This is a genomic window from Stenotrophomonas sp. UBA7606, from assembly GCF_002477705.1.
Taxonomy (GTDB): domain Bacteria; phylum Pseudomonadota; class Gammaproteobacteria; order Xanthomonadales; family Xanthomonadaceae; genus Stenotrophomonas.
In genome coordinates this window covers 1-12,090 of the sequence record NZ_DLJW01000108.1, presented here as the reverse complement: position 1 = coordinate 12,090, position 12,090 = coordinate 1, and the positions used below count along the sequence as shown (strand labels likewise).

General features: G+C 64.5%; 16 protein-coding genes and 1 pseudogene. 7 read left to right on the top strand and 10 right to left on the bottom strand.

Annotated elements, in window-relative coordinates; translation table 11 throughout:
* The 6 genes from B2527_RS13485 to B2527_RS13460 form a co-directional block, all read left to right on the top strand.
* Positions 1-303: acyl-CoA dehydrogenase family protein (locus tag B2527_RS13485; RefSeq protein ID WP_293714314.1), on the top strand; the 303-nt coding region annotated here is incomplete at its 5' end.
* A 2-nt stretch (positions 304-305) separates the two neighbouring features.
* Positions 306-1,310 (top strand): NADP-dependent oxidoreductase, encoded by a 1,005-nt coding sequence (locus B2527_RS13480; RefSeq protein ID WP_293714313.1) that lies wholly within the window; start codon positions 306-308, stop codon positions 1,308-1,310.
* A 9-nt stretch (positions 1,311-1,319) separates the two neighbouring features.
* Complete coding sequence (locus B2527_RS13475; protein WP_293714311.1) at positions 1,320-2,900, top strand: alpha/beta hydrolase; 1,581 nt, start codon at positions 1,320-1,322, stop codon at positions 2,898-2,900.
* 14 nt (positions 2,901-2,914) lie between these two features.
* Positions 2,915-4,471: an FAD-binding oxidoreductase gene (locus tag B2527_RS13470; RefSeq protein WP_293714309.1), complete on the top strand. Its 1,557-nt coding sequence runs from the start codon at positions 2,915-2,917 to the stop codon at positions 4,469-4,471.
* Between the two features lie 265 nt (positions 4,472-4,736).
* Positions 4,737-5,597 (top strand): PA4780 family RIO1-like protein kinase, encoded by an 861-nt coding sequence (locus tag B2527_RS13465; RefSeq protein ID WP_293714307.1) that lies wholly within the window; start codon positions 4,737-4,739, stop codon positions 5,595-5,597.
* Positions 5,598-5,777: 180 nt separating this feature from the next.
* Entirely contained in the window at positions 5,778-6,458 is a 681-nt protein-coding gene (locus B2527_RS13460; RefSeq protein WP_293714305.1) for a DUF2306 domain-containing protein, read from the top strand.
* Positions 6,459-6,490: 32 nt separating this feature from the next.
* Here B2527_RS13460 and B2527_RS13455 read toward each other — a convergent pair whose 3' ends face one another.
* From B2527_RS13455 to B2527_RS13410, 10 genes are all read right to left on the bottom strand, one after another.
* Positions 6,491-6,823: a low molecular weight protein tyrosine phosphatase family protein gene (locus B2527_RS13455; RefSeq protein ID WP_293714303.1), complete on the bottom strand. Its 333-nt coding sequence runs from the start codon at positions 6,821-6,823 to the stop codon at positions 6,491-6,493.
* A 114-nt stretch (positions 6,824-6,937) separates the two neighbouring features.
* Entirely contained in the window at positions 6,938-7,261 is a 324-nt protein-coding gene (locus B2527_RS13450; RefSeq protein WP_293714301.1) for a hypothetical protein, read from the bottom strand.
* 158 nt (positions 7,262-7,419) lie between these two features.
* Positions 7,420-8,193 (bottom strand): hypothetical protein, encoded by a 774-nt coding sequence (locus B2527_RS13445; protein WP_293714299.1) that lies wholly within the window; start codon positions 8,191-8,193, stop codon positions 7,420-7,422.
* A 136-nt stretch (positions 8,194-8,329) separates the two neighbouring features.
* The gene (locus tag B2527_RS13440) at positions 8,330-8,668 is read right to left on the bottom strand and encodes a hypothetical protein (protein WP_293714298.1); all 339 of its coding nucleotides are present in this window, start codon (positions 8,666-8,668) and stop codon (positions 8,330-8,332) included.
* A 70-nt stretch (positions 8,669-8,738) separates the two neighbouring features.
* Entirely contained in the window at positions 8,739-9,122 is a 384-nt protein-coding gene (locus B2527_RS13435; protein ID WP_293714296.1) for a YbjQ family protein, read from the bottom strand.
* Between the two features lie 37 nt (positions 9,123-9,159).
* Entirely contained in the window at positions 9,160-9,540 is a 381-nt protein-coding gene (locus tag B2527_RS13430) for a lysozyme inhibitor LprI family protein (protein WP_293714294.1), read from the bottom strand.
* 56 nt (positions 9,541-9,596) lie between these two features.
* Complete coding sequence (locus tag B2527_RS13425) at positions 9,597-9,992, bottom strand: hypothetical protein (protein WP_293714292.1); 396 nt, start codon at positions 9,990-9,992, stop codon at positions 9,597-9,599.
* Between the two features lie 411 nt (positions 9,993-10,403).
* Entirely contained in the window at positions 10,404-10,610 is a 207-nt protein-coding gene (locus B2527_RS13420; RefSeq protein WP_293714290.1) for a hypothetical protein, read from the bottom strand.
* Positions 10,611-10,922: 312 nt separating this feature from the next.
* Entirely contained in the window at positions 10,923-11,369 is a 447-nt protein-coding gene (locus B2527_RS13415; RefSeq protein WP_293714288.1) for a hypothetical protein, read from the bottom strand.
* Positions 11,359-11,790: a hypothetical protein gene (locus B2527_RS13410; RefSeq protein WP_293714286.1), complete on the bottom strand. Its 432-nt coding sequence runs from the start codon at positions 11,788-11,790 to the stop codon at positions 11,359-11,361. Before B2527_RS13410 ends, B2527_RS13415 begins: the two co-directional genes overlap by 11 nt.
* 193 nt (positions 11,791-11,983) lie before the next feature.
* Here B2527_RS13410 and B2527_RS13405 point away from each other — a divergent pair.
* Positions 11,984-12,090 (top strand): annotated as a pseudogene (locus B2527_RS13405) (IS110 family transposase); the annotation flags it as partial.

The following is a 12,090-nucleotide window of genomic DNA, read 5'->3' as shown; positions in this document are numbered from 1 at the left end:
AAGATGGCCGACATGGCCCGCCGCATCACCGCTGGCCAGTTGCTGGTGCTGCAGCTCGGTCGCCTCAAGGACGCCGGGCAGATGCAGCCGCAGCAGGTCTCGCTGGCCAAGTGGAACAACTGCCGCCTGGCTATCGACATCGCCCGTGAGTGCCGTGACCTGCTTGGCGGCGCCGGCATCACCACCGAGCACGGTGCGATCCGTCATGCGCTGAACCTGGAGTCGGTGATCACGTACGAAGGCACCGAGACCGTGCACCAGCTGGTGATCGGCCGCGAGCTGACCGGCATCAACGCGTTCTGATGATGGACGGCCTGCACAGCACCATGCAGGCCGTCTGCCTGCGGCAGGTTCCACAAGGCCTGCCGCAGCTGCAGGATTTTGAACTGCAGCAGCTGCCCTTGCCGGTGCCCGGCGATGGCCAGCTGTTGGTGCAGGTGCAGTGGTTGTCGCTGGACCCGTTCCTGCGTGCGCAGCTCGGCGGCCGTTACGCGCTGCCCTGCCCGCCGCTGGGCAGCATCGTGCCGGGCTATGGCATCGGCACGGTGATTGAAGATCGCAGCGGGCGCTTCCAGATCGGCGACGTGGTCACCGGCATGACCGGCTGGGCCGAATTCGCCGCCATCGATGCAAACACCGCCGCCGTGGTGGATACGGCGCTGGCGCCGGCCAGCACCGCCGTTGGCGTGCTCGGCATTCCTGGGCTTACCGCCTGGGCCGGCGTGCGCAGGATCCTGCAGCCAAAGGCCGGCCAAACCCTCCTGGTATCCACCGCCGCCGGCGCGGTTGGCAGCGTCGTCGGCCAGCTGTGCAAGGCCGCCGGTTGCCGCGTGGTCGGCATTGCCGGCAGCGCGCAGAAGTGCGCCATCGTTACCGATGAATTCGGCTTCGATGCCTGCGTCAGCTATCGCGATGCGGACTTTGCCCAGGCCCTGCGCGCCGCCTGCGCGGACGGCATTGATGGCTATTTCGACAATGTCGGCGGCGCGGTGCTGGAGGCCGCGTTGTCGCTGCTGCGCCTGCATGCACGGGTGGTGCTGTGCGGGCTCAGTGACCAGTACAACCGCGCTGAACGCCCGGCCGGGCCCAACCTGGGGCCGGTGATTGGGGCGCGTGCACGGCTTGAAGGCCTGGTGGTCTACGACCACCTGGCCGACTTCGCGCAATGCCGCGCGGAGCTGGCGCAGATGATCGCCGCCGGCACGCTGCGCTACCGCGAACATATCCACGACGGGCTGGCCGCGGCGCCGGCTGGTTTCATTGGCCTGCTCAAGGGCGAGAACCTGGGCAAGGCGCTGGTACGGCTTTAAGGAATACGCATGACCCAGATCCAACGCCGCTTCGTGTCCGTCAACGGGCGGCAGGTGCATTACCGTATCGCCGGCAGTGGCCCGGCCCTGCTGTTGATCCACCAGTCGCCGCAGAACTCGCGGATGTGGGCGCAGATGCAGCAGCGCTATGCCGACCGCTACACGGTGATCGCGCCGGACACGCCCGGCTTCGGCTATTCCGATGCCTTGCCCGGCAACCCGATGACGATTGCCGAGTTCGGCGCTGCAACCCTGCAGTTCGCCGATGCGCTGGGTCTGCAGCGTTTTGCCGTGTTCGGCATGCATACCGGCGGCCTGATCGCGACCTGGCTGGCCTGGGCCAATCCCACCCGCGTGGCCGCATTGGTGGTTGATGGCTATGCGGCGTTCACCCCGCAGGAATCCACGCTGTACGGCGATGCCTACCTGCCGCCGTTCGTGCCGCAATGGGATGGCTCGCACCTGCGCTGGCTGTGGTCGCGCATGCGTGAGCAGAAATATTACTTCCCCTGGTATGACGGCCGTGCCGAAGCGGCCATGGCCATCCCGCCGCAGACCACCGAAAGCAGCCGCGAAACGGTGATGGACGTGCTCGACGTGGGCGATACCTACCGTGCCGGTTACGCCGCCGCGTTCCGCCACAACGACCACCATTGGCTGAGTGAGCTGCAGATGCCGTCGTGGCTGGTGTACCGCCATGGTGATCCGCTGCTGGCGCATATGCCGCGCCTGCGCGACCTGCCCGCCAATGTCACGGTGCTAGAAGAACCCAACGGCATCCCCGCCATGCAGGACGGCATGGACGGCTGGTTGGCGCAGACCCTGGCCAACGAACCGGCCTTTGTCGAAGCCGCCGCTCCGGCGCTGGCATCCAACAGCTGGCAGCGCCGCATCATCGTCACCGGCGCCGGTGACATGGCGGTGTGGGAACGGGCGGGGCAGGGCGTGCTGCGCTTGTGCCTGCATGCCCCCGGCACGCGACCGTTGTCGCCGTTGCAGATCGACGCTGGCGACAGCGCCTGGCTGCTGCCTGACCTGCCTGGCCATGGCGCGTCCTGCGAAAGCGAGGGCGCGCTGGATGCCGCCACCCTAGTGGCCGCACTGCTCGCCGCCATTCCCGCCGACAACGCCCTGCCGCTGGTGATCGAAGCGCACGGCGCTGCCGCCGGCTACGTGCCTGCGCTGGTGCAGGCACTGGGCGCAGCGGTTGCCGAGGTCGTGCTGCATTCGCCCTGGCTGCTCACCGCCGAAGAACAGGCGGTGCTGCTGCAGGGCCTGCCCAGCACCGTCATTGATCGCGCCGGCGGCTATCTCTGCGATGCCTGGCAGTGGGAGCGCGAGCGCCACCTGCTGTGGCCGTGGCTGCCGCCCAGCGCCGCCGCGCGTCGCCGCGTGGACGCACCGGCGCCTGCGCGGGTGCACGCCAACGTGGTGGAGCTGCTGCGTCTGGGCAGCCGCCTGCACGGCCTGCTGCGCGATGTCACCCACCCCGACCTGGCTGCCCGCCTGCGTGCCTTGCCAGTGCCGCTGCGCGTGGTTGGCGATGCCGAATCCGATTACCAGGGGCGCGCTGCCGCCCTGTCTGCCTGAGCCGAAGGACCCCCATGAGCAACGACACCGCAACCGCCGTCATCGACCGCCTGCAATCCAGTTGGGGCGGCAGCATCGTCACCGATGCGGGCGAGCTTGAGTACTTTTCCACCGACGTCTATTCGCAGGGCAAGCCGCTGCTGGCCGTGCTGCGCCCGAATGACGCGCAGCAGCTGGCCGATGCGGTCAAGCAGCTCACCGATGCCGGTGTGGCGGTCATCGCGCGTGGCGGTGGCATGAGCTACACCGGCGGCTATACCGTCGCGCAGAGCCCCAGTGTGCTGGTGGACACCGGCGCGCTGGACAAGATCGTCGAGATCAACCTGGAAGACGCCTACGTGGTGGTCGAGGCCGGCGTCACCTGGCGCGCGCTCAAGGAAGCGCTGGATGCCAAGGGCGTACGCACGCCGTACTTCGGGCCGATGTCCGGCTCGCATGCCACCGTAGGTGGTGGCATGTCGCAGGGTGCGATCTTCCACGGCACCGCGCGCTATGGCTGCTCGGCCGATGTGGTGCTGGGCCTGCAGGTGGTTACCGCCAATGGCGACATCCTCACCACCGGTTCGGCGGCCGCGGCCAATACCAGCCCGTTCTTCCGTTGGTACGGGCCGGACCTGACCGGTCTGTTCCTGGGCGACTGCGGCCTGCTCGGCATCAAGACGCGCATCGTGCTCAAGCTCATTCCCAAGCATGCGCATATCGACTACCTGTCCTGGCAATTCCCGACGGCCGAAGGTCTGTTCGGTGCCCTGGGTGTGCTCTCGCGGCATGGCCTGGCCAGCGAAACGGCCGCCTTCGATCCGGCGCTGACCCGCGTGCGCATGCGCCGCGCCGGCCTGTCCAGCGACGTCAAGGCGCTGACCAACGTGATCAAGAAGGGCGGCCTGATCTCCGGCCTGAAGCTGGCGGTGAAGGGCCGCGACATCGTTGACCAGGAGCAGTTCTCGCTGCACATCACCCTGGAAGGCGACAGCGCCGCCGAGGTAGCCGATCGCGTGGCGCGTGCGCGCAAGCTGGTGGGCGAGTTCGGTGAAAGTATCGAACCGTCGATCGCCAGGATGATGGCGGCCAATCCGTTCGCGGCCTGGAACTCGATGCTCGGCCCGCAGGGCGAGCGCTGGGCACCGGTGCACGCGCTGGTGCCGCATTCCAAGGCCACCCGTATGTTCAACGCCCTGCAGGACCTGTTCGCGCGCGAGCAGGAAACCATGGACAAGCACGGTCTGTTCATCGGCACCCTGCTGTCCAGCGTGGGTGCGCAGACGGTGGTGATCGAGCCCTGCATCTATTGGCCGGACAGCCACAACGCCTTCCACCTGCGCACCGTTGATGCCGACCACCGCGAGCGCATCGGCTGCCCGGGTGAACACCTGGATGCACGCGCGGCGGCGGATACCCTCAAGCGGCAGATCGCCGACACCATGCGTGCGCATGGCGCCGCCCACCTGCAGCTGGGCAAGTTCTACGACTACCGCGCCGGCCGTGACCCGGCGGCGTTGGCCGTGCTGGATGCAGTCAAGAACCAGCTCGACCCCAAGGGCCTGATGAACCCCGGTGTGCTGAGCCGCTGAGGGTGCGCTCTAGCCCCTCTCCCTCCGGGAGAGGGGTTGGGGAGAGGGTGGGCGCAGCCTGCTGCGACCTGCGATCACCGACCAACGGCCAGGCCCAATGCCTGGCCGTTCGCGTATGTGCCAGCCCCACTGCCCAGCCTGAACCCCCGTCACTTCCATGGCTGGCCGGTTTCCGTACCATCGGCAACAATATGCCCGCCTGATCCCACCCGGACGGCCCACGTTCGATGCAGATCGGACCGCCACCCGCATCCACCGAGACACTGTGAAAACACCCCAACAACTGCAGGTACTGATAGACGACGGCGTCATCGACGAAGTGCTGCGCCCGCTCAAGAGTGGCAAGGAAGCAGCCGTCTACGTTGTCCGTAGCGGCGATGAGGTCCGTTGCGCCAAGGTCTACAAGGACATGGCGCAGCGCAGTTTCCAGCAGCGCGTGCAGTACCAGGAAGGCCGCAAGGTCCGCGGCAGCCGCGAGGCCCGCGCCATCGGCAAGGCCAGCAACTACGGCCGCAAGCAGGCCGAAGCGGCGTGGAAGAACACCGAGGTGGACGCGCTGTACCAGCTGCGCGATGCCGGCGTGCGGGTGCCCGAGCCGCACGGCTATTTCCATGGCGTGCTGGTGATGGAACTGGTCACCGACGCCGAGGGCTACAGTGCCTCCCGCCTGGGTGAGGTGGAGCTGGACGCCGAGCAGGCCAGTGCGTTCCATGCAGTGCTGGTGCAGCAGGTCAAGCTGATGCTGTGCTGCGGCCTGATCCACGGCGACCTGTCGCCCTACAACGTGCTGGTTGGGCCGGACGGTCCGGTGGTGATCGACTTCCCGCAGGTCGTCAGTGCCGGTGGCAACAACGCCGCGCGCACCATGCTGCTGCGTGACGTCAACAACCTCACCGCCTACCTGGGCCGCAGCGCTCCGGCATTGCTGGATACCTGGTACGGCGAGGAAATGTGGGAGCTTTTCCAGGCCGGTGAACTGCTGCCGGACACGGTGTTGCGCGGGGAATACACCCCGGACGAACGTGCCGTGGACCTGGACAGCGTGCGTGAAGCCATCAATGACGCGCGCGAGGAAGCACTTATCCGTCAGCAGGGCCGCGAAGCGGCGGCTGAATTCGACGACTGAGCCACGCCCCCCACCCGAGTACAGAGGTGGGGCATCTCTGGCCGGGCATCGGGTGGAGATAGCGCGACGGCAATCTGGCCCCATTCATTCCGATGACGTCTTCGGGGTGGATTACCGCCCGGTACGCGCGCCTGCAGGGGCACTGTATGCTGGCCGCCGACACCCGCGGAGGCAGGCCCCATGTCGAATGCATCGCCCACGGTCACTGCCAGGCCCGGGATGTTGCCGCGGCTGGCCTGGGCCATGTTGTGGTTGGCGCTGGCCGGCGTGAGCCTGCATTTTCTGGTCGCCGTGCATGCACAGTACGGTCAACTCGACCCCGCGCATTACACGATGTACTGGTCCCGGCGCGGCTGGCTGTGGCTGCACATCGGCGGCGGCGTGCTTGGCATCGTGCTGGGTCCTTTGCAGTTCCTCACCCGCTGGCCCAAGGCCCGGCCGCAGCTGCATCGGTGGCTGGGGCGGACCTACATCGGCGGCATGCTGCTGGCCTGTGCGGCAGCGGTGGGCCTGATCGCCACGTCGCCTGCACCGGCCGCCATCACCACCGCGTTTGCCGGTACCGCCTTGGCCTGGCTGCTCACCGCGCTGGTGGCGATGATCAGCATCCGTCGTGGCAACGTGGCGCGCCACCGGCGCTGGATGACACGGGCCTATCTGGTCACCCTGGCGCCGGTATTGTTCCGTCTGTTGCTGCCGGCATGGATCGCCAGCGGTCGCGCCCCCGCACCGGATGCAATCGCGTTGCTGTTGTGGAGCAGCTGGGCGCTGCCCTTGCTGCTGCATGCGCTTGTGCTTGCCGGGTGCAGCGCCTGGCGCAATGGCAGGCAGGCGACGATGGGCGGCATGGCACCGCCCTGAGCGCATGCGCGCATGTGCCGGATGCGAGTGGTTCACATGCGGGGCAGGAAGCGGCTTACCTTCTGTTTGAGCAGCTGCACCAGCAGCGGATCCATGTAGCCGTAGTCATCCGGTATGTCCAGGCAGATGACGCGCTTGCCGCCCAGGTGCGCACGGAACTTCGTCGCCAGTTTATTGCGGTGGGCCTTCTCCATCACGAAGATCAGGTCGGCCCACTGCAGCAGTTCCGGTGCTACCGGGGTAGTGGCATCGTTGCCGAGTCCAGCCGATTGGCTCTCAACGCCGGGCCAGGTGGCAAACACCTGCTCTGCGGTGGGGCTGCGCAAACGGTTCTGGGTGCAGATGAAAAGGAGGTGGCGAGCCATCGACCTTGCGTCTCCTGATGTTGGTTGAAAGGCTGCACAAACGTGGTCGCCAAGGCGAGTCCGCTCATCATGACAAACCGGCATGCCTGGCTGTAGATGTACGGAAAACAGCCATCAATCAGACGGTGGCCTGCCGATGAAGTCATCCATTGCACGGCACAGCTGCACGGAACCCCTGGCACCGAGCACGGTGGCCAGCACCGCGACCGGGATGGCGACCCAGAAGGAGGTGAGGGCTGCCCCCTCATCAAGCGGCACAAAACAGGGGGCCGAGCCCAATGCTGTGGCAATCACGCCCAGTATTGTCGAGGTGACCAGTGTGGCGAAGAGTGGCCGCCGGTAACGCCGATAGGCTCTCAGCTGGAAGTGCAGAAGGAGCAATGCCGCAGCAATGCAGACGACCACTTCAAACTGCACCAGTGTTGCAAAGGCTTTCATCGAACTTCCTTTCCGCTGGGTTGGGGCTGGCGGATGCGCCAGCTGGGCGGGTATCGATCGCCCGCTGCCTTGCCTCATGGTGCGTCACGCAGTGGCCGGTGCCATGCACCATCGACGTGCGGCGCTCGGGTAGATCCCGGCCTTGCTGTCAGTCGTTTTCAGTTGCTGGGCTGGATATGGTTGCCACCCACTTTCCAGATGCTGCCATCGGTTGTCGAGACATGGATGGGCTTCTTCGCCCACAAACTCCAGAAGACATGTGCTTCGGTAGGCACCGGGTCCATCAGGTGGGTGACGAGCAAGGCCACCGCATCAGGGCTGTCGGGTAGCGTGATGCAACTGCGGGTGAAACCTCGTTGCGCGGTGATTTTCGATCCGTCCACGGTCACACGGTAAGTCCCGCCCAGTGGCACGATGTCGTTCCGGGTGGTGCCAGGGATCAGGTACACCACCCACCTGTCACCCTCAGGCAGCACTACCGGGTTGTAGCTGTCCGAGCAAGGTTGGAACTTCGCGGAGAGGGCCAGCTGGCGTGCCGCAGCGGCACCCGCCTCGCTGGGGGTGAGCGGCTGTGGTGGATCAAGCTGCACGGGGGCGGCGGCAGTGCCCTCCGGGGACACGCTTACCCGATAGAGTGCCGCCGGTGTCGTGTCGAAAAAGGTGACAACGAGCCCCTGCGGCGTCTCTTCACTGATCCAGCCACGCACGCGAGGATCGTGTGCGCCCGCCTTGGCGGCGAGCAGTGCATCGGTGGCAACGGCAGCCGCATGGTCGTGGCGGTAGATAGCCATGCCGGTGACTTCGGCGGCACGCAGCGCGGCCTGCTCGGCGACGGTGCTGGTCGCCGCCGGTACGGCCGGGCTGGCGAGCAATAGCCAGAGCACGGCGAAGGAGGTTGCGGCCTGGCGAATTCCAGTTTCCAACAGACGCATGAGCTGTTTGCTCCGGCTGGGTTGTTGGGGTAGAGCTGGGTAGTAGGGCAAGGTTGCTCGGCTTATGGTTCCGAATGATGTCACGACGGGAGCGGCCGATGGATTACCCTTTCGCACGCCGATGAGACATCCGCTATCAGCACCGGCAGAAAGCGGGTCGAAGCAGGGTGGCCCGGGCTGCTCTTCCATGCCAGAACAAGTGCCGCAGGTAGCCGCCGCTGACAGCGAGCAGCATGCGCAAGAGGAGGCCAGGCACGGGCCTTGCCCAGTGCCGGCCCAGGTAGTGCAGGCGGGGCAATATTCGATCTGCGAACAACACGGCAATCTGCGCGGACAGCAGGTACATCAGTACATCGATGCCATAGGCATCAAGGAGAACGGCAAGACCTGCGAGTTCCGGGTTGCAGACAATGCACAGAACCACCACCGTGGTGATCAGTGCGATGAACCTGTGAGGTGACTTGATCTGCTTCATCCGATGCGCTGCATTGCGGTGTAGTAAGTGCCGGCGAATCCCCGTGCCAACGAAGGCTGGGCAGTCGACCTCAGCGGGATTCGCTCTCCACCACCACCGCCGTGCCATAGCACAACACCTCGGTCAGCCCGCTCATCAACTCGGTGGCGTCATAGCGCACGGCGATGATGGCATTGGCGCCCAGCTGGCGGGCGTGGGTAACCATGTCGCGGTAGGTTTCCTCGCGGGCCTGCTCACATAGCTGGGTGTAGATGGTGATGTTGCCGCCAAACAGCGTCTGCAGCCCGCCAACCAGGTTGCCGATCACCGAGCGCGAGCGCACGGTGATGCCACGCACCAACCCCAGGCTGCGTACGGTGCGATAGCCGGGCAGCTCCAACGCGGTGGTGACCATGGCGTCGTTCAACAGCACATTGGTATTGCGGTTGGCAGGTGAGTTGTAAGGGTCGGTCATGGGGAGTCCTGGTGGCGTTCTCTGTGGCTTGCAGAATTTACTGCCCAACGAGCTCGCGCAGCTCGTTTACCCGGGCGATATTGAGCTGCATCGGGCAGAAGGAATACATCGGTGAGCCGACGTGGGCGCCGGCCAGCTGACAGTGCAGGTCACGGTAGACCAGCCAGGATTTCTGCGCACGGTCCAGTGCGGCCGCATCGTCGGGGCTTTGGTCCAGCAGCCTGCGATAGAAGCTGCGGTAGAGGCGTGTCATCTCCACCTTTGCCTGCTCCGACACGGTGCTGGAGCAGGCATCGACGGTACCGTTGTTGATGCCCCCGGCCTGTTCAAGGCAGGTGTCATATGCCTGCTGGTAGTCCGGTGAACTGGCGGGCGCGGCACACGCAAAGGCCGGCAGTGCCAGCAACAGAAGGAGCATGGGCCGGGTCATCGAATGTCCATGGTTGTCGGTTCCAACGCAGTGGTGCGGGCGCTTCAGCGCCGGGTGAGTTCCTGGCCGTCCACCGTCATCTTCCAGTGATCATCCACCCGGTGGGGGGGTACAGAAACCACGAACCGGGTGCTCACCGGGCCGACGCCCACAATGAAGTCGTTGCCCTCGTAGGCCTTGATGGGGGCATCAAGGGACTTGCTTACCGAGGGACTGGGCTGGTGTTTGTAGATCACCCGACCACCGCTATCGATCACCAGCAAGGTAGTAGCGGACTCCCAGCTGCCAACATAGTCCTGCTTGTCCGCAGGCACCGGCTTACCGCAGGCCGCCAGCAAAAGGGTGATGGCAAGCGCTGCCAGGCTGCTGCGCAACAGCGCGGCGGGACGAGCCGCCAGGCGCTTGGCAGCGGCAAGAGGATGGTGAGGTGCAAATCGCATGCGTGAGTCCTTCCGTTGCACGTTGCGGTTGTGTGTAGTCGCGGCGGGTACTGCGCCAGACAGATTTTACTCTGCCAAGGAACGCTGGCAGGGGCAAGATGCGGTTAGCTTGGCGGTAGGCTGATGGTGTTGGCGTGCGCCGTGGTTCAGTCCGGCCCCGGGTGCCGCCGTCGTGAGCGCGCTGCGGAGCTTGTTCATTCAAGCCGATACCTGGGCTGGAAATCTGGATGCGCTTCAACGCCGGGCCGAGCGCACCGATGGTGAACAAGCAGAACGCGAGGACCAACGCCGGGCCCTCTGCCAAATGATCGCTTCCGAAACAGCCAGCTCAAAACGGATGCTGCGTAACTTCGCAATGCTCCCGCTCTGGAGTTGAGTGGCAGATAAAATGGAACCGGGCCGAATGAAGTGTCAGGGGGCAGCGTTACGACCTTTGCTGCGGATGCCGCGCGCTATGGCTGGCGCCAGCAGCAGGCTGGCGATGGCAACTGCAAGTACGCCGAACATGATGGCGGGGCCCATCCAGGCCGGCGATGTGTGCAATGTGGCGCCAAGGGCTCTACCGCCTACGGTGCCGATGATGCCCCCCATCACGGAGAGGGCTGCAATGACGATCATTCTGCGACCAGAAGTGGGTACTGGATCCGTAATGAAGTAGCTCCTGTGGTTCCGTGCAATAGCTATATCGCGCAGCGAAGCGCGCGGGGTTTGAGTGAATTGCCAGCGCTGCCTCAACAGCCATCCGTCAACGTAGGGAATGCCATGCTGCCAACGACTGGATCGTTCTTGAGCATGAGGGTGACCGATGCACCATGATTGCCCGATCCATAGCGGACGTGGATGTTGGCAAGGCTGACCTCCGATGTGTTTCGCATGAAAGGCAAAGCCATCATGTGCGCCGGTATTGACGGGAAGCGGGTTACGGAGTTTTCAGTTCTCAACAGGGCTGGTCCTGCGTGCAACCCGTAGCGCTACGTTGGACAGGAGCTCGAAGCCGAGGTAAAGCACGCCGATGAAGGCCAGGAAGATCCAGCCGCTAGCGCGGTTTGCTCCGCAGTACGTCTCTGTGAGGCAGCGGAAAACTCTTGCGAGAAGCGGGATGCTGAGTGACACGGCCGCGATTGCAGATGCCGCCACAATCACGAGGCTTACCCTGCCGACGCCAGCTGCATGCCATAGATACGCGTTGCGTCGAATTGCGAGGAATGCCCGCAGCGGGAGAAGCGTAATGGCAAACAGGCCCACAAAGCCCAAGGCATGGATTGATCCGGCAAAAAGCAGGTACCGCCAATCTGTCATTGCAATCCAACCCTGGATCAGGCCACGCGGCGAGATGGCGTTCGCTTGAATGCGTTGTTGGGAGTCATCAGCGAGCACCCTGCTGTCGCAATTTGTGGTTGAAGAAGAACCACATGAACATGCCCCAGAAGATACCCGCAACCGGGAAGAGGACAAAGGATATCGCCCATGTTTGAGGGACTTCCTTCGCGCCACCCATCAGCCACTGGATCAGGGTGAATAAAACTGCCGTACCCAGGCCCCAACCAAGGATTCCCCTGACAACAACAAATCTCAGCATGCCCTTGCTGCGGATGTTCTGCCACTTCTCGATGTTTCCGGCTTGCATTGCCACTCCTTGACTCCTCATGCCCGGTTTGAACGATGCCGCGAAGCGGCGTCGGCCTGAATCTGGAGGATATCCCAAGTTCGGCGCCACCGCCGTTCGGTCTTCCAGAACCATGATTGGCTTGATACCCAGCCAGCGTGGGGAAGTCCCCCCAACCTGCACCTTCGTCATGGGGGACGTCGGGGCCAGTGTGGGGTATTGTGATACTCCTGATCGTTAGGTCAGGGTGTCCACTAAAGCGAAGGAACTACCGTAGTCGGCTTGAATGAGTAAAAAGGAAACTCCCCATCCCTGCGGATAACCGCTCGGTCTTGAAGGACCATGATGGCTCTTACCATCGGTATGTCTGGACGAGGAGTTTCCAATGCGCACTATAACCATTGGTGTGGACTTGGCAAAACAGGTGTTCTCGATATGTGCGGCTGACGCGGCAGGACGTATTCGAGAACGACGGGAGCTTCGCCGGGAGGC

Excerpts from the sequence above, each read along its gene's own strand:
- B2527_RS13480 (WP_293714313.1), top strand. The coding sequence starts at position 306 with ATGGACGGCCTGCACAGCACCATGCAGGCCGTCTGCCTGCGGCAGGTT.
- B2527_RS13475 (WP_293714311.1), top strand. The coding sequence starts at position 1,320 with ATGACCCAGATCCAACGCCGCTTCGTGTCCGTCAACGGGCGGCAGGTG.
- B2527_RS13470 (WP_293714309.1), top strand. The coding sequence starts at position 2,915 with ATGAGCAACGACACCGCAACCGCCGTCATCGACCGCCTGCAATCCAGT.
- B2527_RS13460 (WP_293714305.1), top strand. The coding sequence starts at position 5,778 with ATGTCGAATGCATCGCCCACGGTCACTGCCAGGCCCGGGATGTTGCCG.
- B2527_RS13455 (WP_293714303.1), bottom strand. The coding sequence starts at position 6,823 with ATGGCTCGCCACCTCCTTTTCATCTGCACCCAGAACCGTTTGCGCAGC.
- B2527_RS13450 (WP_293714301.1), bottom strand. The coding sequence starts at position 7,261 with ATGAAAGCCTTTGCAACACTGGTGCAGTTTGAAGTGGTCGTCTGCATT.
- B2527_RS13445 (WP_293714299.1), bottom strand. The coding sequence starts at position 8,193 with ATGCGTCTGTTGGAAACTGGAATTCGCCAGGCCGCAACCTCCTTCGCC.
- B2527_RS13440 (WP_293714298.1), bottom strand. The coding sequence starts at position 8,668 with ATGAAGCAGATCAAGTCACCTCACAGGTTCATCGCACTGATCACCACG.
- B2527_RS13435 (WP_293714296.1), bottom strand. The coding sequence starts at position 9,122 with ATGACCGACCCTTACAACTCACCTGCCAACCGCAATACCAATGTGCTG.
- B2527_RS13430 (WP_293714294.1), bottom strand. The coding sequence starts at position 9,540 with ATGCTCCTTCTGTTGCTGGCACTGCCGGCCTTTGCGTGTGCCGCGCCC.
- B2527_RS13425 (WP_293714292.1), bottom strand. The coding sequence starts at position 9,992 with ATGCGATTTGCACCTCACCATCCTCTTGCCGCTGCCAAGCGCCTGGCG.
- B2527_RS13420 (WP_293714290.1), bottom strand. The coding sequence starts at position 10,610 with ATGATCGTCATTGCAGCCCTCTCCGTGATGGGGGGCATCATCGGCACC.
- B2527_RS13410 (WP_293714286.1), bottom strand. The coding sequence starts at position 11,790 with ATGACGAAGGTGCAGGTTGGGGGGACTTCCCCACGCTGGCTGGGTATC.